Genomic DNA, 24,696 nt, shown 5'->3' with positions numbered 1-24,696 from the left:
GTGAAAATAATGAAACTAAAAGCAATGATTTCTTTTCTAAATCATGATATCGATATAATTGAAAAAGAGCTTGAACAAACCGTTCGCTCTGATTATGCATTATTAAGTGAAGCCGGTCTTCATTTGCTGCAAGCGGGCGGAAAACGAATCCGCCCCGTTTTTGTTCTCCTTTCAGGCATGTTTGGTGACTATGATATTAATAAAATTAAATATGTAGCCGTAGCGCTTGAATTAATTCATATGGCATCACTTGTCCATGACGATGTCATTGATGATGCAGAACTGAGAAGAGGAAAACCGACGATTAAAGCAAAATGGGACAACAGAATTGCGATGTACACGGGGGATTACTTATTTGCAAGGTCACTCGAGTACATGACGAAAATCAATCACCCAATGGCACATGAAATTTTGTCAAAAATGGTCGTCGAGCTCTGTCTTGGGGAAATAGAACAAGTCAAAGATAAATACAACATGGACCAAAACCTTCGTACATATTTAAGAAGAATTAAGCGAAAAACAGCCTTGCTTATTGCAGGCAGCTGCCAATTAGGTGCGATTGCAGCTGGAACAGATGAAAAAACACATAAAGCCCTTTACTGGTTTGGGTACTATGTTGGTATGTCGTACCAGATCATTGATGATGTCCTTGATTTTACATCAACTGAAGAAGAATTAGGCAAACCTGTTGGCGGGGACCTTTTACAAGGAAATGTCACACTTCCCGTTTTATACGCGCTTCAGAACCCGACGTTAGAAGGTCAGTTGAAGCTGATCAATAGTGAAACGACGGAAAAGCAGCTGAAACCTGTGATTGAACATCTCAAACAAACAGATGCGATCGACCGTTCCATTCGAGTGAGTGAAATGTATTTGAAAAAAGCATTTGAACAGCTCGATCAACTTCCGCGCGGGCGGGCTAAATCTTCATTAGCGTCGATTGCAAAATATATAGGTAAACGAAAATTCTGATCAACGTTTCGTTGATTGGTTTTTTTGTGAAATTTTTTGTCAAAAATTGATTATTATAAAAAAAAATGATACGATCACTTTGTAACAATGTAAGCCTATACATACATAACGACGGGGTGGAAAACGTATATGGACAAAACATTTCTTATGGTCAAACCTGATGGTGTGGAAAGACAATTAATCGGTGAAATTGTGTCAAGATTCGAAAAAAAGGGGCTTCAGCTTGTTGGAGCAAAGCTCATGAGCATTCCAAAAGAAGTAGCAGAAACACATTACGGAGAGCATAAAGAAAAACCATTTTTCGGTGAATTGGTTGACTTTATTACGTCAGGACCTGTATTTGCGATGGTATGGCAAGGTGAACAAGTCGTAGACGTAACAAGGCAGATAATTGGAAAGACAAATCCGAAGGAAGCGCTTCCGGGAACAATAAGAGGCGACTATGGATTAACTGTTGGCAAAAACATTATCCATGGCTCAGACTCACCAGAAAGTGCCGAAAGAGAAATCAACCTTTTCTTTAAACAAGAAGAACTGACAAACTGGGATCAAACGATCTCAAGCTGGATTTATTAATGTTCAAGCCAAAGTGTTCATCAAATGATCACTTTGGCTTTTTTATATTGAGATTTCTATACGAATTTTCGCATGAGATGATACAAATTTATGATAAAAACAGCTATACTAGGACAAAGATAGATGAGACAGGAGAGGACATTGATGGATCAGTATCAAGTATTTGTTGGAAAATGGAAAAAACTAACTGGGGTAGATCTGAACTTATATAAAGAAGCACAAATGAAACGAAGATTAACATCCCTTTATGATAAAAAAGGATATAAAGATTTTGAGGCATTTGCGTCTGCTCTTGAAAAGGACAAAGCGCTATTAGATGAAACGATGGATCGAATGACGATCAATGTGTCAGAATTTTACCGAAACTATCAGCGCTGGGAAGTACTTGATCAAAAAATCCTGCCGCTGCTTTCAAAAAACAGTGGCACCCTAAAAATATGGAGTGCAGCTTGCTCAACTGGAGAAGAGCCGTATACACTCTCAATGTTGCTATCAAGCCATCCGCTTGTGAAGGACTTCCAAATTATTGCAACGGATATAGATGATAAAGTCCTGCAATCTGCGCAAAAAGGAAGATATCATGAACGATCTTTGCAAGAGGTGCCAGATCAAATCAAGCAAAAATATTTCACCAAAGAAGATTCTTCATTTTACACGGTGAAGGATGAGATTCGAAAGCACATTCAATTTAAGAAACACAACCTTTTAGCAGATCCATATGAAAAACAGCTGGATCTCATCGTGTGCAGAAATGTCCTCATCTACTTTACAGAAGAGGCGAAAGAAGAAATTTACTTAAAAATGAGCAGCAGTTTAAAGCAAAACGGCGTATTATTTGTTGGTTCTACAGAACAAATTTTTCACCCAGAAAAGTTTGGATTAACCTCTGCTGATACTTTCTTTTATCAAAAGAAGGGGTAGTAGCTGACTTTTTAGTAGGAAGTGTGTTATCATAGTTTTACTTAAAAGCGTTAATGCGATGAAGGGAGAATAAGTCATGAGGTACTTAACAGCAGGTGAATCACATGGTCCACAACTGACCACAATTATTGAAGGAGTTCCAGCGGGACTTTACATAGAGCAGGATGACATCAATTATGAACTGGCTAGAAGACAAAAAGGTCATGGCCGCGGAAGAAGAATGCAGATTGAAAAAGACCAAGCGAAAGTGTTAAGTGGTGTCCGCCACGGGAAAACATTAGGTTCTCCTATTGCACTTGTTGTTGAAAATAATGATTGGAAGCACTGGACAAAGGTCATGGGTGCAGAGCCGATTACTGAAGAAGAAGAGAGTGAAATGAAGCGTCAAATCTCTCGTCCAAGACCAGGGCATGCGGATTTAAATGGTGCGATTAAATATGGTCACCGTGATATGAGAAACGTATTAGAGCGCTCATCAGCACGCGAGACAACGGTTCGTGTAGCAGCAGGTGCAGTAGCGAAACAAATTTTGGCTCACCTTGGAATCAAAGTGGCTGGTCACGTCCTTGAAATTGGTGGAGTAAAAGCTTCCCATACCGCTTATGAATCTATTGAAGATTTGCAAAAAGTAACAGAAGAATCACCTGTTCGCTGCTATGACAGTGAAGCTGGTCAAAAAATGATGGATGCCATTGACGAAGCGAAGCAAAACGGCGATTCAATTGGTGGTATTGTCGAAGTCATCGTTGAAGGGATGCCAGTTGGGGTCGGCAGCTATGTGCACTATGACCGCAAACTGGATAGCAAGCTTGCAGGCGCAGTACTGAGTATCAACGCTTTTAAAGGGGTTGAATTCGGTATTGGCTTTGAGGCGGCTTCTAAAAATGGCAGTGAAGTTCATGATGAAATCATCTGGGATGAAGAAAAAGGCTATACGAGAAAAACAAACCGTTTAGGTGGTCTTGAAGGCGGAATGTCAACTGGCATGCCAATCGTCGTAAGAGGGGTTATGAAACCAATCCCAACCTTATACAAACCATTGCAAAGCGTGGATATTGAAACAAAAGAACCTTTCTCTGCAAGTATTGAGCGTTCTGACAGCTGTGCTGTTCCAGCCGCAAGTGTTGTGGCAGAAGCAGTCGTTGCATGGGAAATCGCCAATGCAGTGGTTGAGCAGTTTGGTCTTGATCAAATTGACCGCATTAAAGAAAATGTGGACAAAATGCGCCAGCTTCAGAGGGAGTTTTAATGAAAACACTGGAAGTGAAGACGTCTTCAGCTACTTATCCTGTATATATCGGTGATGGGATTAGACAAAATATCGTAGACTTGATTACTTCCACTGGGCGATCCTACACGAAGCTCTTTATCGTGACAGATTCAGCCGTCGATGCCCTTTATGGAGATGAAATGGTTCAATTACTGAAACAGAAATGGTCTGTACAAAAAGTAGTGGTGCCAAACGGAGAACAATCAAAATCTTTTGCACAGTTTGAGCAGATTCATACGAAAGCCATCCAATTTCAACTCGACCGCTCCTCATGCATCATTGCATTAGGAGGCGGGGTGATTGGAGACTTGGCTGGCTTTGCTGCTGCCACTTATATGAGAGGCATTGATTTTATTCAAGTACCGACCACGCTGCTTGCACATGATAGTGCAGTCGGCGGAAAAACCGGAATCAATCATCCGCTCGGCAAAAATTTAATTGGTGCGTTTCATCAACCGGCCGCTGTCATCTATGATACAAGTATGCTAGAGACACTCTCACCAATAGAGCTGAGATCAGGCTTTGCAGAAGTGATAAAACATGCACTGATTTCAAGTGAAGTCTTTTTATCAGAACTGATGTCCATTCGTTCGTTGACAGAATTATCAAAGGATGAACTGGCACATATGCTTTATCAAGGGATTCAAGTGAAAGCATCCATTGTTCAAGAAGATGAAAAAGAACAAGGTGTGCGGGCATACTTGAATTTAGGTCATACACTAGGGCATGCCATTGAAGCGAAGTATGGATACGGTGCGATCACGCATGGAGATGCCATTGCAATTGGCATGCAGTTTGCTTTATATGTCAGTGAAAAAGAGCAAGGACTCAGCCTAGATCGTGAGAAACTTAAAGTGTGGATGAAAGAACTAGGGTTCCCAGTACAAGTCACACAAACGATTTCAACCAAAACATTTGTCGATCGCATGATTGGTGATAAGAAGGCAAGAGGTGGGAGTGTTCAATTTGTTTTGCTAAAACAAGTTGGAGACGTCACCCTGCAATCTTTCACAAAAGATGAGCTGTATCACTGGCTTGAAGAATGGAAACGGGAGGAGGGCTGTCTATGATGTTTCGCGGGATACGCGGGGCTACAACTGTGACAGAAGATACAGAAACAGAAGTGTTAACCAAAACGAAGCAGCTGCTAGAAGCGATCATTTCAAAAAACCAAGTAGATCCAGAGCGTGTCGTGCAGATCTTGATTTCAGCTACACAAGATATTCACTCTGTTTTTCCAGCAAAAGCACTCAGGCAGTTTGAAGGATGGACCTATGTGCCTGTCACTTGTATGCAAGAGCTTGACATTGATGGAGGTCTAAAGAAGTGTATTCGCGTTTTAATGACCGTTCAGACAGATGTCAAGCAGGAAGACATACAGCACGTATACTTGGAAGAGGCTGTCACGCTTCGGCCTGATTTACAGTTGACAAAAAACAAGGAATTATAATACGATATGAACAGCGGAAGTTTACACACAGGTGTGAACGGCATTGCAAGCTTAGAGAAGATGAGAATGAGACTAGGGTAGTTGAGATGAGTAGAGTTGAGCAGAGATACGATACTTCTATTTAATCATACTGCCTAAAAGAGCGAAGCCTCTTTTAGGCTTATTTCGTATACTTAAACAAATCCTCAAGATGTCCCCTCATTCTCCTTAATTCCATTTAAGGAGTGTGCTTATGAAATCCCAATCAAACCTTACCCAATTTTTAAGAGACAGTCAGTTTTACAAAACCATCCCGATTGTTGAAACCATTACAGTTGATACGCTCTCACCCATTCAAATTGTTGAGAAACTGAAACAGGATATTGTGTATTTGCTAGAAAGCAAAGACGAATCTTCTAGCTGGTCGAGATATTCCTTTATCGGATTACATCCTTTTTTAACATTACATGACGAGCAAGACCATTATATTGCTCGTGACACTGCGGGAAAGTCAGTGATGCAAAAAGCGGAGCTGAAAGAGTTGCTTGACTGGATGAAAGAGCAATATCAAATCAAGACACCTGAAATTGATATTCCATTTACTGGCGGAGCCGTAGGGTACTTAAGTTACGACCTCATTCCCAACATTGAGCCGTCTGTCAAGCCGCATCCGAATGCATCAACAACAGATAATTGCACATTATTTGTATGCCAAACAATGATCGCATTTGATCACGAAACAAACCAAGTTCATTTTATTCAGTACACGCAGCTGAACGGTCATGAAACAGAGGAAGAAAAAATTCGGGTTTATCGAGAAAATCAAAAGCAGCTTGAACTGATGATACAGCAGCTTCATACAAAAATTGATATGAAAGAACTGATTATCTCAGGGAATATGAATGAACCCCCTTCGTTTGAACAGGTGACGTCTACCTATGAAAAAGCAAAATTTTTAAAGGATGTCGAAAAAATCAAGGAGTATATTCGAGCGGGTGATATCTTTCAGGGTGTGCTTTCTCAGCGTTTTGACATTCCAGTGACAGTGAGCTCATTTGAATTATATCGTGTGCTTCGGATCGTCAATCCATCACCGTATATGTATTTTATGAAATTAAAAGATCGAGACTTAGTCGGAAGCTCGCCAGAACGATTAATCCATGCGAAAAACGGACACTTAGAAATCCATCCAATTGCTGGTACAAGAAAACGAGGAATGACAAAAGAAGAAGATGATGCACTAGCAAGAGAGTTGCTCGATGATGAAAAAGAAAAAGCAGAACATTACATGCTAGTGGATCTGGCTCGAAATGATGTGGGGCGTGTAGCAGAATACGGCAGTGTGTCTGTCCCAACTTTTACAAAAGTCGTGAACTTTTCGCACGTCATGCACATTATTTCTATTGTGACAGGGAAGCTGAAGCAGGATACACATCCAGTAGACGCGCTTATGTCCGCTTTTCCAGCAGGCACATTGACAGGCGCCCCAAAAATTAGGGCGATGCAATTATTAAACGAAATGGAGCCTGAGCCAAGAGAGACGTATGGCGGCTGTATTGCCTATATTGGTTTCGACGGCAATATCGATTCCTGTATTACCATTCGCACAATGAGCGTCAAACATCAGACTGCTTCTATACAAGCAGGTGCCGGCATTGTCGCTGATTCCGTTCCAGAAAACGAATGGGAAGAGACGTGCAATAAGGCAGGAGCACTTCTAAAAGCCATTCAGCTTGCTGAACATATTTTCTCAGAAAAGGAGAGTGTGCCAAATGAATCAACGACTATCAGCTCTTGTTAATGGAGGAAAACTATCAGAAAAAGAAGCGAATGGCCTGATGCATGATATGATGAGCGGCTCGTTAACAGATGCTGAAGTCGCTGCTAGTCTATCTATTTTAGCGCATCGAGGAGAAACCGCTGAAGAAATGACAGGCTTCGTGAAAGCCATGAGGCAGCATGCAGCACCAGTAGAAAGGTCACTTGATGTCGTTGATACGTGCGGGACAGGAGGCGACGGTTTATCAACATTTAATATATCAACAGCCGCTGCCATCGTTGCTTCGGCTGCTGGGGCGAAAATCGCCAAGCACGGAAATCGTTCCGTCTCCTCTAAAAGCGGGAGTGCTGACGTGCTAGAATGTCTTGGTATTCAAATTCAATCCACACCTGAAGAAACAAGACGGCAAATACAGCAGAAAAACATGGGCTTTTTATTTGCACCGCTCTATCATTCTTCTATGAAACAAGTAGCCGCCGTACGCAAGCAGCTCGGATTTCGGACGGTATTTAACTTATTAGGACCGCTTTGCCATCCGATGCAGGCCAAAAAGCAAATCATTGGTGTGTATGCAAAGGAAAAGGCAAAGCTCATGGCGAAAGCTCTTGCTCCTTTAGAGCCAGAACATGTCCTGTTTGTTTGCGGAGATGATGGGCTGGATGAATTAACCATTACAGCAAATTCATACATCATTGAACTCAAAAAAGGTGTCATGACAGAATATACGTTAAACCCAGAAGACTTCGGACTTGAAAAAGGGCATTTATCAGACATTCAGGTCCAATCACCAGAAGAAAGTGCCAAATTGATTCAGAATATATTGAATTATCAAGCGGGTGGAGCACCGCTTCATATTACAGCGCTTAATGCTGGGGCCGCATTATATGTGGCAGGAAAAGCAGAGAGTCTGATGGCAGGAACAATGAAAGCATTAGAAACGATCAAAAACGGATCAGCTAAAGAACAATTAGCCCGTCTAAAACAAAAAACGAAAGAGGAAGAGATCTATGCTTAATCAAATTATCGCCCGTAAAAAAGAACATGTGAAAACCTTGCAATTACCTGAGGATGGACATTATGAAAGACGATCATTTAAAGAATCCCTTATGAATCCTCACCGCTCGATTGGACTGATTGCTGAGGTGAAAAAAGCGTCTCCTTCCAAAGGAATCATTCAGCCTCATTTTGATCCTTTACAGACAGCAAAAGCATACGAGGCATCGAATGCAGATTGTTTATCTGTCTTAACGGATGAACCGTTTTTCCAAGGGAAAAACGAATATTTGTCTCTAATTAAAGAACACATCACACGTCCTATTCTAAGAAAAGATTTCATTATTGACTCTATACAAGTAGAGGAATCGAAACGGATAGGGGCAGATGCCATTTTATTAATTGGAGAGGTGCTTGAGCCGCAAAAGCTGTATGAGCTCTATACAGAAGCGAAAGAAAAAGGACTGGATGTCCTCGTTGAAGTACATGCAGCACATACACTAGAAAAGATCTTACACCTATTCACTCCTGAGATCATCGGTGTGAACAACCGGAATCTCAATACGTTTACAACAACTGTTGAACAAACAAAAGAGATCGCGCCACTTGTTCCAAAAGACGTATTACTAGTAAGTGAAAGCGGGATAAAGACATTTGATGATCTGACCTTTGTGAAACAGCACGGAGCAAACGCCGTTCTTGTTGGTGAATCTTTAATGAGGGAACAATCACAGGAGAAAGCCGTTCAGGCATTGTTCGGAGAATGAATAGGATGAAACCTTATTTAAAATATTGCGGGGCTGTCTCACAAGAGGATGTCGCATGCATCTCGCAATCACAAGCGGATGCCATCGGTTTTATTTTTGCCCCGAGTAAAAGACGAGTTCATCCAGATCAAGTGAAACACTGGCTGTCACAAGTAAAATGTAAAAAAGAGATAGTGGGGGTATTTGTGAATGAAAAAACACCAAAAGTGTGCGAGATCACAAACAACCTCCCCTTAGATATTGTGCAACTTCATGGCGATGAGACGCCAGAAGTTGCAAATGACATTAAACAGCAAACGAAGGCGCTCGTTTGGAAAGTGTTCCATCACGACCCCGATGTAAACGACACACTTGAACATATGACGGCATTTGCTCCAAGTGTCGACGGTTTTCTCATTGATGCGAAAGTGAAAGGAATGAGAGGCGGTTCTGGAACAGCTTTTGCATGGGAGGCAGTGCCTTCATATGTTCAGCATGCAAAACAACTGGGGAAAACTTGCGCCATTGCTGGCGGGATCACGCCAGATACCATAATAGATCTGCTTGCTTTTGGTCCAGACGCCATAGACCTTTCAAGCGGTATAGAAGAAAACGGGAAGAAAAGCAGTACAAAGATGAAAGTGCTCGAAGAAAGGATGTTGAACCATGTACGCATATCCAAATGAGATTGGCAGATACGGAGAATTTGGAGGGAAATTCGTTCCTGAAACGCTCATGCAGCCACTAGAAGAGATCGAACAAGCTTTTCGTGAATTAAAAGAAGACCCTGCTTTTCAAAAGGAATATATATCGCTTTTGAAAAACTATTCAGGCAGACCAACTGCACTCACATACGCTGATCAATTATCGGCATATCTCGGTGGTGCTAAAATCTATTTAAAAAGAGAAGATTTAAACCATACAGGCGCTCATAAAATTAACAATGCGCTTGGGCAGGCACTGCTAGCGAAAAAAATGGGGAAATCAAATATCATCGCCGAAACAGGAGCAGGTCAGCACGGTGTAGCTGCTGCAACAGTGGCCGCAAAATTCGGTTTATCCTGCACTGTATTTATGGGAAAAGAAGATGTGGAAAGACAATCACTCAATGTGTTCCGAATGAAACTGCTCGGCGCTGAAGTCATACCTGTTACTAGCGGGAATGGAACATTAAAGGATGCAACCAATGAAGCCATCCGCTATTGGGTCCAGCATTGCAGTGACCACTTTTATATGATCGGCTCAGTCGTTGGACCTCATCCGTATCCTCAAATCGTCAGTGAATTTCAGCGGATGATCGGAGATGAGGCAAAAGCACAGATACTTGAAAAGGAAGGGCAGCTTCCTCATAAAGTCGTTGCCTGTGTTGGCGGCGGAAGCAATGCGATAGGAATGTACCGGGCGTTCTTAGATGAAGAGGTCGATATCATTGGTGTAGAAGCTGCTGGGAAAGGAATCGACACTCCGCTTCATGCAGCAACCATCACGAAAGGGACAAAAGGTGTCATACATGGATCTTTGACATACTTGATCCAAGACGAATTTGGTCAAATTATTGAGCCTTATTCGATTTCAGCTGGATTAGACTATCCGGGGATCGGACCAGAGCATGCGTATTTGCATGCGAGCGGCCGGGTTCAATATGTGAGTGCGACAGATCAAGAAGCACTAGATGCGTTAAAGCTGCTCACAGAAAAAGAAGGAATCCTGCCAGCAATCGAATCTGCACATGCTTTAGCCAAAGCGTTTGAAATGAGCCAGAACATGAGTGAAGACGACATTGTCCTTGTCTGCTTGTCAGGCAGAGGAGATAAGGACGTGCATACATTAATGAATGTGCTTGAAAGTGAGGGTGAAACAAAATGATCACATTTCAATTAGAGCAAGGTCAGAAATTATTTATTCCCTTTATTACAGCGGGTGATCCATCAGAAGAGATCACCATTGATTTAGCCCTCGCACTTCAAGCAGCAGGGGCACATGCGATTGAACTAGGTGTTCCGTATTCCGATCCGTTAGCGGACGGTCCTGTCATTCAAAGAGCTTCTAAAAGAGCACTTCATCATGGTATGAATATCGTAAAAACGATAGAATTAGCAGGAAAGATGAAAAAAAACGGCGTAAAAATTCCTGTAATTCTATTTACGTATTATAATCCTGTGTTACAATTAGACACAGAATACTTTTTCGCTTTACTGCGCAAAAATCATATTTCGGGACTCTTAACACCGGACTTGCCTTTTGAAGAGAGCAGCGAGCTACAGAAGAACTGTCAAGCACACGACATTTCATATATATCACTCGTTGCACCAACAAGCAAGGAACGATTAGAAAAAATTGTAGAGCAGGCAGAAGGTTTTGTGTATTGTGTTTCATCTCTCGGCGTCACAGGTGTCAGACAATCTTTCGACGCATCGATTACAGATTTTATTCAACAAGTGAAACAGTTGAGTCAAATACCAGTTGCTGTAGGTTTTGGTATTTCAACAAGAGAACAAGTAGACTCAATGAATAAAATTAGTGATGGTGTCGTTGTCGGCAGTGCGCTTGTCAAAAAAATTGAAGAGCTTCAAGAACAATTAGTAGCAAGTGATACACGCCAAGAGGCTTTAAGAAAATTTGAAACATATGCAAAAACATTTAGTCCCCTCTATTCATTCAAATGAGGTGAAACATTTTGCAAATCAAAGATCAATTAAAACAGCTAAAACCGTATCAACCTGGGAAACCAATTGAAGAGGTCAAAAAAGAATATCAATTAGACAAAATTGTGAAATTGGCTTCAAATGAAAACCCTTTTGGATGTTCCACACATGCAAGAGAGGCTATACAAGCTGAACTTGAACATTTAGCGATTTATCCAGACGGATACAGCGCAAGTTTAAGAACGGAACTGGCTGAGTTTCTTCAAGTAAATGAAAAACAATTAATATTCGGGAATGGCTCAGATGAACTTGTGCAAATTATTGCTAGGGCATTCCTTGATCAACATACAAATACGGTGATCCCATCTCCGTCATTCCCGCAATACCGTCACAATGCAGTGATTGAGCATGCAGAGATTAGAGAAGTACCACTTCTAAATGGTGGAGCTCATGATCTAAAGGGAATGCTGGATGCGATGGATGACAACACAAAAGTCGTTTGGGTGTGTAACCCGAACAATCCGACAGGAAATCATTTGTCAGAATTTGAACTCGTATCGTTTTTAGATCAAGTGCCTGCTCACGTTCTTGTCGTTTTAGACGAAGCATATTTTGAATATGTTCGCGCTGAAGACTTTCCGAACAGTTTATCTCTACTAAAAGCCTATCAAAATGTCATTGTATTGCGCACATTCTCTAAAGCATATGGACTTGCGGCACTTCGAGTAGGTTATGGAGTTGCTTCAGAGGAGTTGATTACCGCCATTGAACCTGCGAGAGAGCCCTTTAATACAAGTCGTATCGCTCAGGCAGCTGCACGTGCAGCCATTAAAGATCAAGACTTCATTCAATCGTGCAGACAAAAAAATGAAGCAGGTCTCAAGCAATATCAAGAATTTGCGGAACGTTTTGGACTATTTATCTATCCATCTCAAACAAACTTTGTGCTGATCGACTTTAAAAGAGATGCAGATGAGCTGTTCAATGCACTTTTGAAAAAGGGCTATATCGTTCGATCTGGTAAAGCTCTCGGATTCCCAACTTCTTTACGTATTACTGTTGGAACAAAGGAGCAAAATGAAGAAATCTTAACTACACTTGCCGATTTATTACAAGGCATCCGTGCGTAGCATAACAATGAAGTCATATCCTGTTTATGGGATATGGCTTTCGTTGTAACTCATCCAATATACATATAAGCTATTGAAACAGCTTGTTTAATTTTCGCGAAAAATCAGGTGATGAACATGAATGAAGCAAACGAAACCATATTAATCGCTGGACTTGGTTTAATTGGTGGTTCTATTGCACTGTCGATTAAAAAAGAATTTCCACATAAAAAAATTGTAGGCTATGATGTCTCTAAAGAACAAATGATTGCTGCAACAAAACTAGGGATCATCGACGCGACTGCCGAGTCCTTTATAGAAGGCTTAAAAGCATCAGCAACGATTATTTTGGCAACGCCAGTACAACAAACCGTCAAAATGTTAAGTGATATTGCAGCATCTGGAATTGAAAGAGAGCTCACGATTACGGATGTAGGGAGCACAAAGCAAAAGGTCGTTCACTTTGCTGAAAAAACGTTGCCTGATCATTACCAATTTATTGGCGGGCATCCGATGGCAGGGTCTCATAAATCAGGTGTCATTGCAGCGAAAGACTTTTTATTTGAAAATGCATTCTACATTTTAACGCCAGCAAAAGTAACAAGTCGTCAGGCTGTTGACCGTTTGAAGGATCTGTTGAAGGGAACCAATGCTCATTTCATTGAAATGACACCCGAAGAACATGATGCTGTGACAAGTGTGATTAGTCACTTTCCACACATCGTTGCTGCCAGTCTTGTGCATCAAGCGCATCATTTTGAAGAAGAATTTCCTCTTGTAAAACGGTTTGCTGCAGGAGGCTTTCGAGATATTACCCGTATTGCATCAAGTAATCCTGCAATGTGGCGCGATATCCTTTTGCATAATAAAAACAAGATTTTAGACCGATTTCATGAATGGAAAAAAGAGATTGACCGCATTGAATCCTTTGTGCAACAAGAAGATGCTGAGGGGTTATTCTCTTATTTCCAAGAGGCCAAGGAATATCGCGACGGCCTGCCTCTAAGGAAAAAAGGAGCTATCCCTGCTTTTTATGATCTTTATGTCGATGTGCCTGATCATCCTGGTGTTATTTCGGAAATTACAGGATATCTAGCAAATGAAAACATTAGTATTACAAATATCCGTATTATTGAAACGCGAGAAGACATTAACGGGATTTTACGCATCAGTTTTCAAACAGATGACGATCGAAAGCGGGCAGAACTCTGTATAAAAAATAGAGCAAATTACGATACATTTTATGCTGATTGAGGTGAGGAACATGAAAATTCATAAAAGTGCTCCTATGAATGGAGAAATTCATATTCCAGGAGATAAATCCATTTCTCATAGATCTGTGATGTTTGGCGCTATTGCTGACGGGACTACAGTAGTAAAAAACTTTCTTCCTGGCGCTGATTGTTTAAGCACGATTGATTGTTTTAGAAAAATGGGTGTCGACATCGAACAAAAAGGGACAGATGTTGTCATTCATGGCAAGGGACTAAAAGGACTTAAAGAGCCGAGCGATATTCTCGATGTTGGTAACTCAGGCACGACCATTCGTTTAATGATGGGAATCTTGGCTGGCTGTGAGTTCCACAGTACACTGATCGGAGACGAAAGTATTGCCAAAAGACCGATGAAACGGGTAACAGGTCCGTTAAGACAATTAGGAGCCAAGATCGATGGTAGAGCAAATGGTGAATATACACCGCTTTCTATTCGTGGGGGCAATTTAAAAGCTATCTCTTATGAGTCTCCAGTTGCCAGTGCCCAGATTAAGTCGGCTGTCCTTCTAGCTGGACTGCAGGCAGAAGGAACAACGACGTTAACTGAACCGCATAAATCAAGAGACCATACCGAAAGAATGTTATCAATGTTTGGTGTCTCGCTACATGAAGATGCACAAAGTGTTTCAATTGAAGGTGGACAAACGTTAAAAGCAACAGATGTATTTGTCCCTGGAGATATTTCTTCAGCTGCATTTTTCTTAGTGGCTGGATCTATCGTTCCAAACAGCCGGATTGTATTGAGAAATGTCGGTTTGAACAAAACGAGAACTGGTATTATAGATGTGCTAAAACAAATGGGTGCAGACCTTGACATTCAAGAAGTGGATGCTAAAGGCGGAGAACCGTACGGTGATTTAACGATCTCTACCTCTTCATTAAAAGGGATCGACATTTCAGGCGATATGATCTCTAGACTGATCGACGAAATTCCTATTATTGCGCTCCTAGCTACTCAAGCAGAAGGAACAACGATCATTAAAGATGCCGCTGAATTAAAAGTGAAAGAAACCAATCGTATTGATACAGTCGTTTCAGAACTTAAAAAACTAGGTGCTCATATTGAAGCAACAGATGATGGAATGAAGATTCATGGTAAAACAAGCCTTAAAGGCGGTGCAGTCGTCTCAAGCTACGGAGATCATCGAATTGGTATGATGTTAGGAATTGCGGCATGTATAACAGAGCAAGCAATCGAGATTGAAGATACAGATGCAGTACGTGTATCTTACCCAAATTTCTTTGAACACATTGAATACCTAACGCAAACAGTCTGAGGATTTCCTCAGGCTTTTTCTTTCCTTTTGCATATTTGAAAGAACTATAGCATAGCTTGTCTCAAGGTGAAACCTTGAAAAAGAGCATTTTGCTGATTCAAAAACAATTTTTTAGCGTATTCGGTTTACAAATCGTCAGTTTAGTAAAGTATTGATTGAAAAAGAGTCTTCAAAACACAAAAATGGCTTCATGTTAAAAGAGCAACATATTTGCTGGATATGCAGCTGTCGATTATGATATGAAGTAACAACAGTTTAGGTTTTTGGAAACAGAAAGGAACGGTTTGATTTGAATAGTTCATTACAAGAAGCCATAAAATTAGTTGAGGCGGGTGAGACTGAAAAGGGACTCCAAACACTTGCTCAAGCAGAGAAGCATCTTCATGATGAAGAAAAAGCGCAGGCAGCTCAGTTATATTATGACTGGGGAGATATTGATAAAGCACGGAATCTCATTAGTGATTTACATGATTTATACCCAGAAGAAACAGGATTAACCTGTTTTTATGCAGAGCTGTTAATAGACTCTGATGAAGAAGAGAAGGCAATAGCAGTTCTTGAAACGATTCCTGAAGATGACGATGCGTATCCAGAGAGTTTATTGTTAATGGCAGATTTGTATCAAATGCAAGGACTATTTGAAGTCAGTGAACAAAAGCTTTTAAAAGCGAAAGAGTTACTACCTCATGAAGCCGTCATTGATTTTGCTTTAGGGGAATTGTATTTTTCTCAAGGTCTTTCAAAGAAAGCAGCCGACTATTTCTACAAAGTGGCCGATCAACAAAATGAAATTGGCGGTGTCAATGTATATCAGCGGCTCGCTGAATCATTAAGCACAGCTGGAGAATTTGAAGATGCCCTTGAATGGTATGAAAAGGCTGTAAAGGATCAAGTGGATCCAAATACACTTTTTGGCTACGGATTTACAGCGATGAGGGCTGGCAGAACGAAAACGGCTATTCAGCAGCTCTCTGAACTAAAAGATATTGATCCTTCGTATTCGTCACTTTATATGCCTTTAGCCAAAAGCTATGAGGAAGAAGGACTATATCATGAAGCTTTAGAGATAGTAAAAGAAGGAATTAAAGTGGATGAGTATAACAAAGAGTTATATTTATATGGGGCAAAGATTGATTTGAAAAATGGCCATTCGGAAGATGCGAAAAAATTGCTTCAAGAAGCACTTGCTCTTGATCCAGGATATATTGAAGCGGTTCAAACGCTGCTTGCGATCTATTTAAATGAAGAGATGTTTGATGAAATTCTGGATGTGATTAAAGAGGTTAAAAGCTTTGGGGAAGAAGATCCAAAATGGAATTGGTATGCAGCTTCTGCTTCTGTCGGAAGAGAAGAATACGATGAAGCCGCTGAGTATTTCAAACTTGCTCTGCCTGATTTTGATGAGGAACGTGACTTTTTATATGAATATGCTTCGTTCCTTTTAGAAGAAGGCAGACAAAAAGAAGCCTTGCCGTTATTACGAAAAGTTCTTCAGAAAGATGGCACGAATGAAGAAATTGAAGAAACGATTTTAAGAATTGAAGACGAAATTTCCTTATAGTTTGCAGGAATGAAGAACTGGTTTGTTGAATAATTCATGTATAGCAATTTAATTTACGATAGAGGAGGGAATAACATGCAGACCCCTGTTTCTGTCAATGAAAAGAAGGAATTTATCCGGTGGTTCTTAAACCATTATCAGTTAAAGCGAAGAGAGTGTGTTTGGATATTAAATTATTTAATGAGTCACGACTCTTTGATGGAAAAGGTTCATTTTGTAGAGCAAGCAGAATTTTGCCCAAGGGGAATTATTATGTCAACACACTGTGTGGATGAAGTTCCCTTTAGATTTTATAAAGAAAATATCATGACGACAGATGCAGAAAAATCATTTCATGATATTCGTTTGAATAAACAGCAAGATTTGTTTATTCAATTGAATTTCCGATCTGCATATCGTTCGCCGGAATATGCCGCTGTACTTGAAACAAATCCTCATATTCCTAAAGATCTTTATGAAAATGAAAAAGATAAAGATCTTGCTGAGAAAGTGCTAGAGCATTCTATCGCTACTTTCCAAAAAGAACGGCTGATGAAAGAAATCGATGAAGCGCTTGACCGTCATGATCAAGAAACATTTAATAAGTTAGCAAAAGAATTAAGCCTATTATCATAAACCAAGCCAATAAGCCTTGCCCCATACAGGCAGGGCTTATGTGATGAAAGAGGGGAACTAGATGAAGTTTCAGGCGGAGGACGCGGATCTCTTTTTACAATCTAAAGATTACATTGATACCGCTATCATTCCATTAGTTGGGATAGATGTAAGCCATATCAAACAAACCGTGTCTTTAGGTGAGTTTACAATGCTTGTGGCAGAGGATCTTGAAAGACAACTGAAAGGCAGAGTGTTTCTTTTTCCTCCACATACATATTTAGAAGTAAATCATCGTAAGCAAGAAGACATACTTGCAGTAAAACAATCATTGCAAGAACATTTTCAGCATGTTGTGTTTATCACATCTGATAACAAATGGAAAGAACAGCTAGAAGTGATCGAATCGGCATTTATATTGCAGTCTGTTCCGCTTGAGCATTTAAAGGTCAATTTAAAGCAAAAAGTCATTCAAGACAGTGTAGAACAAATTTTGAACTTTTTGTTACAAAAATGGAACCCTTCATAAAAACCCTTACATTTGCATTGTACATAGCTTTTTAGGCTGTTGACCTTGTGAATAGATTGATATATTATGAGGGTGTCCTAGTTTTATGAAATTTTTTCTAATTCAGTTATAAAGTAGCTGACGACCTGAGGGGGGGAGAAAAAAATGAGCGAGAAGAGACATGGAGTGTCCAGGCGTCAATTTTTGAATTACACGTTGACCGGCGTGGGGGGATTTATGGCCGCTGGAATGCTCATGCCTATGGTTCGCTTTGCGCTTGACCCTGTGCTAAAAGGAACAGAGGATCAGGATATGGTTCAAGTTGTCAGTGTAGATGAACTGACAAAAGAACCGAAGCGCTTTGACTTTAAAATTGATCAAGTAGATGCATGGTATGAGTCAAAGGAATCTAGGTCTGCATGGGTGTACAAAGAAGGGGATGAAATTGTCGCTTTATCGCCAATCTGTAAACATTTGGGATGTACAGTGAACTGGAACAGTGATCCGAAAAATCCAAACAAATTTTTCTGCCCATGCCATTATGGGCTGTACGACAAGGATGGTACAAACGTACCCGGAACTCCACCGCTTGCACCGCTTGATCATTATAAGCAGCAAGTGAAGGACGGATACCTCTATCTTGGAAAAGCTGTGCCGAAAGGGGAAGGGTAACGATGCTTAACAAGATTTACGATTGGGTAGATGAGCGGCTGGACATCACACCGATATGGAGAGACATTGCGGATCATGAAGTGCCTGAGCACGTCAATCCAGCACATCATTTCTCTGCTTTTGTGTATTGTTTTGGCGGTTTAACGTTTTTTGTGACGGTCATTCAAGTCCTTTCGGGCATGTTTTTAACGATGTATTATGTACCGGATATTAAAAACGCATGGGAATCTGTCTATTATTTGCAAAATGAAGTGGCATTCGGACAGATTGTAAGAGGGATGCACCACTGGGGTGCGAGTCTAGTCATTGTTATGATGTTTTTACATACGCTGAGGGTCTTTTTCCAAGGGGCGTATAAAAAGCCTAGAGAGCTAAACTGGATTGTCGGTGTGCTCATTTTCTTTGTGATGCTTGGACTTGGTTTTACAGGATATCTTTTACCGTGGGATATGAAGGCGCTATTTGCGACGAAGGTTGGTCTTCAAATTGCAGAGGCGACACCTTTTATTGGGAAAGAGATTAAAACGCTGCTTGCAGGTCATCCTGACATTGTAGGTGCACAAACGCTGACGAGATTTTTCGCTATCCATGTCTTTTTCTTGCCAGCGGCATTATTTGGGCTGATGGCTGCCCACTTTATTATGATTCGTAAGCAAGGAATTTCTGGACCGCTGTAAAATTTTGCGTTTGATGAATGTTCAATGAGGAGGGGATGACTTTGCATAGGGGAAAAGGGATGAAGTTTGTCGGAGATTCCAGAATACCGGCAGAAAGAAAACCTAACATACCTAAAGACTATTCCGAATATCCGGGAAAAACCGAAGCCTTTTGGCCGAACTTTCTTTTAAAGGAATGGCTTGTAGGTGCTGTTTTTTTAATTGGATTTCTTGTCCTAACTGTTGTTCATGCACCTCCGCTTGAGCGGATGGCTGATCCGACAGATACGGGCTATATTCCGCTGCCAGACTGGTATTTCCTATTTTTGTACCAGTTGTTAAAATATGAGTTTGCTGCAGGGAGCTATACGGTAGTTGGCGCAATGATTATGCCTGGAATTGCGTTTGGTGCTCTTTTACTCGCACCATTTCTTGATTCTGGTCCTGAACGCAGGCCATATCGAAGACCAATTGCAGTTGGGATGATGATTCTTGCAGTTGGTGCAGCAACCTATTTAACATGGGAGTCTGTTGCTACTCATGACTGGGAAGCAGCTGCGAAGCAAGGTGAAATCAAGAAAGAAGCAGAGATTGATACCTCAGCTGAAGAGTATAAAATCTATCAAGAGCAGACATGTATCTCCTGTCACGGAGATAATATGCAAGGCGGGGCAGCTGGACCGTCACTTGTTGACAATGGTTTAGCACCAGAGGAAATTGCGAAAATCGCTGTAGAAGGAAAAGGCAACATGCCTAAGGGCATTTTTAAAGGCAGCGATGAAGAACTTGAAAAGCTCTCGAAATATTTATCTGAGGTCAAATCTAAATAATTCAGTTGTTTAAATGCAAGTACAAGGATATACTCAAAAGGAGAAAAAAGCTGGCGCTGTCAGCTTTTTTCTGATTTTAACAGATCGTGAGTGAAGAGAAATATGAGATGGATTCAATATCTGCTAGCTACACGCTACATGCTTGTGCTGGTGCTCATCGTCAACTTTCTTGGTACTGTGTACGGCTACTACTGGTATATCCCGCAGCTCGTTGAGACGCCGGCTGTATTTTTACCTTTTGTACCGGACAGTCCGACGGCAAGCTTTTTCTTTTTATTTGTATTACTAGCCTTTCTAATGAAACGCCATGCTCCTTATTTTGAAGCACTGGCCCTTGTCACCTTGATCAAATATGGATTATGGGCTGTAGGGATGAATCTTTTCGTGCTCGTTTCTGTTGATGATTTTCCTTGGGAAGGATATATGCTAATTGGTTCGCACTTTGCGATGGCGGTACAGGCTGTGTTATTTGCGCCGTATTATCGTTTTCACATGCGTCATTTGGTTGTAGCAGGCATATGGATTTTACATAATGATGTGATTGATTATGTATTTGGAATGATGCCGCGTTATTCTATGCTTTCTGCCTATTCAAATGAGATCGGCTACGTGACGTTTTGGTTAAGTATTGCCGTTCTTCTTGTTTCGTATTATCTTGTCCTCTCGAAAAAATCGGTCAAGCTTGAACTCCCTTAACAATGTTGGTCTAACCTTGTCCTTTTCTTCATACGCTGTATGGAGAAAGGCTAGGAGGGACTTGCATGAAACGAAAGTCAATCGCGATGATTCTATTATTATTTCTCGTCTTGCATCCAGCTGCTGTAAAAGGTGAGGAAACAACAGCTGCTAAAGCGCTGCAAGAATTAACGGAACTATCAGATTCAATCTTTCAATTAACGAGACAAGCTAAATATGATGAGGCATTACAAGTTGCATTGTATGCTGAAAAGACATTTAAAGCTGAGAATTGGCGTGGAACTCTGACGAATACGCAGGTTCGGCAAATTACACTTGGCTATCAAGATATCATTAAAGGACTCCCGCAGGAAGACTTAAATGAGCGCGAAAAACTTCGGTATGCCTCTCAGTTTAGAATGCTTCTCGATGCGATACAATCAAATTCAGAACCTCTTTGGGGATCTCTCGAGAAGCCGATTATGGGGTCTTTTCCGACATTAAAGAAAGAAGTAAAAGATCCAGAATCGACGACGTTCTATGAAACTTGGAATGAGCTGGTTTCATTGTATGATATGATTTATCCGAGCTTAACCATTGATATCTCGCCTGAAAAGCTGCAAACGATTAAGCAGCACATGGAAGTAATTGAACAAGGTGAATTTTTAAAGGCATCGAGTGGGACAAAGCTTGAGCGTCTCACGAAACTCGAAGAAGATTTATCAAGTGTGTTTGCGAACGTTGATCAAGATGAAGCGGATCCATCGCTTTTATGGGTCATTTTAACAACAGGAAGTATGATTTTACTCACTTTAACGTATGTTGGGTTTAGGAAATACCGTGCTGAAAAAGAAAAAAAGCAAAAGAGACAAGCCGATTATCCAAAGTCATAAAAAAAGAAGCACCGTTATCGGGCTTCTTTTTTAGTGGGGATTGAGCGGCTTTTTATGTTCATCTAATGTGAAGCCTTCACCAAGTACGTCATGCACGTCACTCACTGATACAAAGGCATGAGGATCGACGGAAGTTACGACGCTCTTGAGGTGGACAAGCTCATTTTTTGGAACGACGCAGTAAAGGACGTTGCGTTCCTGTTTCGTATAGGAGCCGACACCCTTTAAAATGGTCACTCCGCGCTCCATTTCCTCTGTGATTTTCTTTTGAATGATGTCATCCTTTTCAGAAATAATCATCGCTCCTTTGGCAGCGTATGCGCCTTCTTGCATGAAATCGATGACTTTTGCAGCAACAAATACGGCAACAAGTGTATACATGGCTTCCTTGTAATTTAAATAGGTAAGAGAGATGGTAATGACGCATGCGTCGAAGATAAACATCGTTCTTCCCATTGCGACTTGATAATGTTTGTTGATCAGTCTTGCAATTATGTCCACGCCGCCTGTTGTCCCGCCGAATTTAAAGATGATTCCGAGGCCTGTTCCGATAAACACACCTGCAAAAAGTGCGGCTAAGGCTAAATCATGCTGAAGGGGCATATGTATTTGAAAGCGCTGGAAGATGGCTAGAAAGACAGAAAGACTGACGGTTCCGACAATTGTATATGTAAACATGGTTCTGCCAAGCATTTTCCAGCCGATAAAAAAGATCGGAATGTTTAACACAAGGTTTGAAATAGATGGGTCAATGTGAAATAGAAAATATAAAAGCAGTGTGATACCTGTAAATCCGCCTTCCGCCAAGTTGTTCTGCATATTAAAATGAACAAGGCCGAAAGAAAAAATCGCAGATCCTATTAAAATAAATACGATATTTTTAAGACGAATTTCTTTTAGCAAAAGATCACTCCTTTTTTTGCTTAGACAGCGATAATATTATATGGTATGGAAGAGAAACAAGCAAACTGAGTTTTAAACATTTGTCAAATATTTATGATTTCGCTAACATGTAAGAGATGGATAGGAGGATGAGCTTCATGACGAATGAAAAAACGCTGCGTCACGTGCAGCAAGAAGTCGATGATTACATAGGACAATTTAAAGAAGGCTATTTCAGCCCGCTTGCCATGATGGCCCGTCTGACAGAAGAATTAGGTGAGCTGGCAAGAGAGGTTAACCATTACTATGGAGAAAAGCCGAAAAAAACAACGGAAACAGAGAAAAGCATGGAAGAAGAAATTGGTGATGTGCTGTTTGTGTTAACATGCCTTGCCAATTCACTCAATATATCACTTGAAGAAGCCCATGATCGTGTGATGCATAAATTCAATACAAGAGACAAAGACCGCTGGACGAAAAAAGAAGGGAAGTAGAGAAGATGACGAATCAAACCATCAAAGTTGTAATCGCTGGAGCAAGAGGAAGAATGGGGATAGAGGCTGTCAAGCTGGCAGAAGAAACAAGCCACTTCGAACTAGTAGCAGCACTTGATCACACACATGAGGGGAAAAAGCTATCTGATGTGCTTCATACAACATCTGATGCGCCCATTTATACGGATATTGACGTGTGTCTTTCAGAAACAGCACCGGATGTATTAATTGATTTGACGACCCCAGAAATCGGGAAAGTACATACAAAAAAAGCCCTTGAACATGGCGTACGTCCAGTCGTAGGCACAACAGGTTTTTCAGAAGACGACCTAAAAGAACTTCAGCAATTAACAGAAGAAAAAGGGATAGGCTGTATTATTGCGCCTAACTTTGCTGTTGGTGCTGTTTTAATGATGAAGTTTGCCAAAATGGCAGCAAATTATTTTCCTGATGTTGAAATCATTGAGCTTCATCATGATAAAAAATTGGACGCTCCGAGTGGTACAGGACTAAAAACGGCTGAAATGATTGCTGAAGTAAGAGAAAGCAAAAAGCAGGGGCACCCTGAAGAAAAAGAACTAATCGAAGGTGCTCGAGGAGCAGATTATGATGGCATCCGCCTTCACAGCGTAAGGCTTCCAGGCATGATTGCACATCAAGAAGTGCTGTTTGGAATGGACGGGCAGACGCTCACGATCCGTCATGATTCTTATAACCGTGCATCCTTTATGTCAGGTGTGAAGCTTTCTGTTGAACAGGTGATGCATATTGATCAACTCGTTTATGGCTTAGAAAATATTATCGACTAATAAGGAGTGGACCCCTGATGAACATTGCTTTAATCGCTCACGATAAGAAAAAAAGTGACATGATTCAATTCGCCATTGCGTATCGAGATCTTTTGGCAGATCATACACTTTATGCAACAGGAACCACAGGTTTAAGAGTGAAAGAAGCGACTGGGCTTCCCGTTCATCGTTTCCAATCAGGACCACTTGGAGGGGATCAGCAGATTGGTGCTATGATTGCTGATAATGCAATGGATCTTGTGCTCTTTTTTAGAGACCCTCTCACTGCACAACCGCATGAACCGGATGTATCTGCACTCATCCGGCTTTGCGATGTGTATGCCATTCCATTAGCGACCAATATGGGGACTGCCGAAATTTTAGTCAGGAATTTAAATAAAGGTACGTTTGATTTTCGAGATGTAGCAAAAAACGGAGGAACACATGAAACCACTTGATATCCTTGCATTCGGTGCCCATAGCGATGATGTAGAGATCGGTATGGGTGGAACGATTGCAAAATACGTAAAAAAAGGGGCACGTGTTGGGATTTGTGACTTGACTCAGGCTGAATTATCTTCAAATGGAACGGTTGAAAGCCGAAAAGAAGAGGCCAGAGCAGCCGCTGCTATTTTAGGCGTCACGACTCGAATCCAGCTCACGCTGCCAGATAGAGGACTTTATCTCAATGACGAAGCGATGAAAGAAATTGCAGGTGTCATCCGAACATACAAACCAAGACTTATTTTTGCCCCGCACTACCAAGATCGACATCCTGATCATGGTCATGCGGGTTCACTTGTAGAAGAGGCCGCTTTTTCTGCAGGTATACATAAATTTGAAGATTCATACAAGCAGCCAGCGCATAAAATAAGCCAGATGTATTATTACATGATTAACGGCCACCATCGTCCAGATTTTGTGATCGATATCTCAGACGAGATGAACCAAAAAATTGATAGCTTACATGCGTATAAAAGCCAATTTGTCAAAACAGAGAGTTCAGTGGAGACACCGCTTGTAAATGGTTATATTGATTTTGTCAAAATGAGAGAGTCGATGTATGGAAGGGAAGTCAATAAACCTTTTGCAGAAGGGTTTCTGACAAAGAAGCCACTTTTGATGGATGATGACTTACTTGGGGGGTAATT

At 41.0% G+C, this 24,696-nt stretch carries 28 protein-coding genes; 27 read left to right on the top strand and 1 reads right to left on the bottom strand.

The genetic code is table 11. From position 1 onward, the window contains the following. Positions 1 to 9: 9 nt before the first annotated feature. The 23 genes from hepT (at position 10) to ypjB (ending at position 21,381) form a co-directional block, all read left to right on the top strand. Positions 10 to 972: a heptaprenyl diphosphate synthase component II gene (gene hepT / locus FXF70_RS05895; protein ID WP_007500951.1), complete on the top strand. Its 963-nt coding sequence runs from the start codon at positions 10 to 12 to the stop codon at positions 970 to 972. A 129-nt stretch (positions 973 to 1,101) separates the two neighbouring features. Further along, positions 1,102 to 1,548 (top strand): nucleoside-diphosphate kinase, encoded by a 447-nt coding sequence (ndk, locus tag FXF70_RS05890; RefSeq protein ID WP_003216015.1) that lies wholly within the window; start codon positions 1,102 to 1,104, stop codon positions 1,546 to 1,548. Between the two features lie 144 nt (positions 1,549 to 1,692). Beyond that, the gene (locus tag FXF70_RS05885) at positions 1,693 to 2,469 is read left to right on the top strand and encodes a CheR family methyltransferase (protein ID WP_008344547.1); all 777 of its coding nucleotides are present in this window, start codon (positions 1,693 to 1,695) and stop codon (positions 2,467 to 2,469) included. Between the two features lie 76 nt (positions 2,470 to 2,545). Continuing rightward, a complete protein-coding gene (aroC, locus tag FXF70_RS05880) occupies positions 2,546 to 3,718 on the top strand; it encodes a chorismate synthase (protein ID WP_008344548.1) in 1,173 nt (390 codons plus the stop codon). Next, a complete protein-coding gene (gene aroB, locus FXF70_RS05875; protein WP_148779990.1) occupies positions 3,718 to 4,809 on the top strand; it encodes a 3-dehydroquinate synthase in 1,092 nt (363 codons plus the stop codon). The genes aroC and aroB overlap by 1 nt, the downstream gene beginning before the upstream one ends. Continuing rightward, entirely contained in the window at positions 4,806 to 5,189 is a 384-nt protein-coding gene (gene aroH, locus FXF70_RS05870; protein WP_008344549.1) for a chorismate mutase, read from the top strand. Before aroB ends, aroH begins: the two co-directional genes overlap by 4 nt. 232 nt (positions 5,190 to 5,421) lie before the next feature. Then, positions 5,422 to 6,969, top strand: a complete 1,548-nt coding sequence (gene trpE, locus FXF70_RS05865) for an anthranilate synthase component I (protein ID WP_148779989.1) — start codon at positions 5,422 to 5,424, stop codon at positions 6,967 to 6,969. Next, positions 6,941 to 7,963, top strand: coding sequence for an anthranilate phosphoribosyltransferase (gene trpD / locus FXF70_RS05860; RefSeq protein WP_017359755.1), 1,023 nt, complete (start codon positions 6,941 to 6,943; stop codon positions 7,961 to 7,963). The genes trpE and trpD overlap by 29 nt, the downstream gene beginning before the upstream one ends. Further along, a complete protein-coding gene (gene trpC, locus FXF70_RS05855) occupies positions 7,956 to 8,708 on the top strand; it encodes an indole-3-glycerol phosphate synthase TrpC (protein WP_148779988.1) in 753 nt (250 codons plus the stop codon). The genes trpD and trpC overlap by 8 nt, the downstream gene beginning before the upstream one ends. Then, positions 8,705 to 9,373, top strand: a complete 669-nt coding sequence (locus FXF70_RS05850) for a phosphoribosylanthranilate isomerase (RefSeq protein ID WP_148779987.1) — start codon at positions 8,705 to 8,707, stop codon at positions 9,371 to 9,373. Before trpC ends, FXF70_RS05850 begins: the two co-directional genes overlap by 4 nt. Continuing rightward, positions 9,354 to 10,553 (top strand): tryptophan synthase subunit beta, encoded by a 1,200-nt coding sequence (trpB, locus tag FXF70_RS05845; RefSeq protein ID WP_007500937.1) that lies wholly within the window; start codon positions 9,354 to 9,356, stop codon positions 10,551 to 10,553. Before FXF70_RS05850 ends, trpB begins: the two co-directional genes overlap by 20 nt. Next, the gene (gene trpA, locus FXF70_RS05840; protein WP_148779986.1) at positions 10,550 to 11,353 is read left to right on the top strand and encodes a tryptophan synthase subunit alpha; all 804 of its coding nucleotides are present in this window, start codon (positions 10,550 to 10,552) and stop codon (positions 11,351 to 11,353) included. The genes trpB and trpA overlap by 4 nt, the downstream gene beginning before the upstream one ends. An 11-nt stretch (positions 11,354 to 11,364) precedes the next feature. Next, the gene (gene hisC, locus FXF70_RS05835) at positions 11,365 to 12,462 is read left to right on the top strand and encodes a histidinol-phosphate transaminase (RefSeq protein ID WP_148779985.1); all 1,098 of its coding nucleotides are present in this window, start codon (positions 11,365 to 11,367) and stop codon (positions 12,460 to 12,462) included. A 117-nt stretch (positions 12,463 to 12,579) separates the two neighbouring features. Then, the gene (locus FXF70_RS05830) at positions 12,580 to 13,695 is read left to right on the top strand and encodes a prephenate dehydrogenase (protein ID WP_025207544.1); all 1,116 of its coding nucleotides are present in this window, start codon (positions 12,580 to 12,582) and stop codon (positions 13,693 to 13,695) included. A gap of 10 nt (positions 13,696 to 13,705) precedes the next feature. Then, positions 13,706 to 14,992: a 3-phosphoshikimate 1-carboxyvinyltransferase gene (gene aroA, locus FXF70_RS05825; RefSeq protein WP_024718513.1), complete on the top strand. Its 1,287-nt coding sequence runs from the start codon at positions 13,706 to 13,708 to the stop codon at positions 14,990 to 14,992. Between the two features lie 289 nt (positions 14,993 to 15,281). After that, the gene (locus tag FXF70_RS05820) at positions 15,282 to 16,553 is read left to right on the top strand and encodes a tetratricopeptide repeat protein (RefSeq protein WP_061419484.1); all 1,272 of its coding nucleotides are present in this window, start codon (positions 15,282 to 15,284) and stop codon (positions 16,551 to 16,553) included. A gap of 75 nt (positions 16,554 to 16,628) precedes the next feature. Next, complete coding sequence (locus FXF70_RS05815) at positions 16,629 to 17,168, top strand: ReoY family proteolytic degradation factor (RefSeq protein ID WP_008344562.1); 540 nt, start codon at positions 16,629 to 16,631, stop codon at positions 17,166 to 17,168. A gap of 61 nt (positions 17,169 to 17,229) precedes the next feature. Beyond that, the gene (locus FXF70_RS05810) at positions 17,230 to 17,676 is read left to right on the top strand and encodes a YpiF family protein (RefSeq protein ID WP_148779984.1); all 447 of its coding nucleotides are present in this window, start codon (positions 17,230 to 17,232) and stop codon (positions 17,674 to 17,676) included. A gap of 144 nt (positions 17,677 to 17,820) precedes the next feature. Beyond that, complete coding sequence (locus tag FXF70_RS05805) at positions 17,821 to 18,327, top strand: ubiquinol-cytochrome c reductase iron-sulfur subunit (RefSeq protein WP_007500911.1); 507 nt, start codon at positions 17,821 to 17,823, stop codon at positions 18,325 to 18,327. A 2-nt stretch (positions 18,328 to 18,329) separates the two neighbouring features. Further along, on the top strand, positions 18,330 to 19,004 hold the full coding sequence (gene qcrB, locus FXF70_RS05800; RefSeq protein ID WP_003215804.1) for a menaquinol-cytochrome c reductase cytochrome b subunit: 675 nt from the start codon (positions 18,330 to 18,332) through the stop codon (positions 19,002 to 19,004). 41 nt (positions 19,005 to 19,045) lie between these two features. Next, complete coding sequence (locus FXF70_RS05795; RefSeq protein WP_008344567.1) at positions 19,046 to 19,813, top strand: menaquinol-cytochrome c reductase cytochrome b/c subunit; 768 nt, start codon at positions 19,046 to 19,048, stop codon at positions 19,811 to 19,813. A gap of 102 nt (positions 19,814 to 19,915) precedes the next feature. After that, positions 19,916 to 20,509 carry a lipoprotein heptaprenylglyceryl N-acetyltransferase LhaT gene (gene lhaT / locus FXF70_RS05790; RefSeq protein WP_148779983.1) on the top strand — a complete coding sequence of 198 codons (594 nt, stop codon included), beginning with the start codon at positions 19,916 to 19,918 and terminating at the stop codon, positions 20,507 to 20,509. A 65-nt stretch (positions 20,510 to 20,574) separates the two neighbouring features. Continuing rightward, a complete protein-coding gene (ypjB, locus tag FXF70_RS05785; protein ID WP_148779982.1) occupies positions 20,575 to 21,381 on the top strand; it encodes a sporulation protein YpjB in 807 nt (268 codons plus the stop codon). A 30-nt stretch (positions 21,382 to 21,411) separates the two neighbouring features. Here ypjB and FXF70_RS05780 read toward each other — a convergent pair whose 3' ends face one another. Then, entirely contained in the window at positions 21,412 to 22,284 is an 873-nt protein-coding gene (locus FXF70_RS05780; protein WP_003215598.1) for a YitT family protein, read from the bottom strand. Between the two features lie 137 nt (positions 22,285 to 22,421). Between FXF70_RS05780 and FXF70_RS05775 the strand changes: the two genes are divergently transcribed. The 4 genes from FXF70_RS05775 to bshB1 are packed head-to-tail and all read left to right on the top strand — an operon-like array spanning position 22,422 to position 24,694. Next, the gene (locus FXF70_RS05775; RefSeq protein WP_008344575.1) at positions 22,422 to 22,757 is read left to right on the top strand and encodes a nucleotide pyrophosphohydrolase; all 336 of its coding nucleotides are present in this window, start codon (positions 22,422 to 22,424) and stop codon (positions 22,755 to 22,757) included. A 5-nt stretch (positions 22,758 to 22,762) separates the two neighbouring features. After that, positions 22,763 to 23,566, top strand: coding sequence for a 4-hydroxy-tetrahydrodipicolinate reductase (gene dapB / locus FXF70_RS05770; protein WP_017359745.1), 804 nt, complete (start codon positions 22,763 to 22,765; stop codon positions 23,564 to 23,566). A 17-nt stretch (positions 23,567 to 23,583) separates the two neighbouring features. Next, positions 23,584 to 24,003, top strand: coding sequence for a methylglyoxal synthase (mgsA, locus tag FXF70_RS05765; protein WP_008344580.1), 420 nt, complete (start codon positions 23,584 to 23,586; stop codon positions 24,001 to 24,003). Beyond that, positions 23,990 to 24,694, top strand: coding sequence for a bacillithiol biosynthesis deacetylase BshB1 (gene bshB1, locus FXF70_RS05760; protein WP_148779981.1), 705 nt, complete (start codon positions 23,990 to 23,992; stop codon positions 24,692 to 24,694). Before mgsA ends, bshB1 begins: the two co-directional genes overlap by 14 nt. Positions 24,695 to 24,696 lie beyond the last annotated feature (2 nt).

The sequence above is a fragment of the Bacillus sp. Y3 genome, assembly GCF_008123875.1.
Lineage (GTDB): Bacteria > Bacillota > Bacilli > Bacillales > Bacillaceae > Bacillus > Bacillus altitudinis.
Note: the sequence above shows the minus strand (reverse complement) of the source record. Positions and strands in the feature narration are given on the sequence as shown.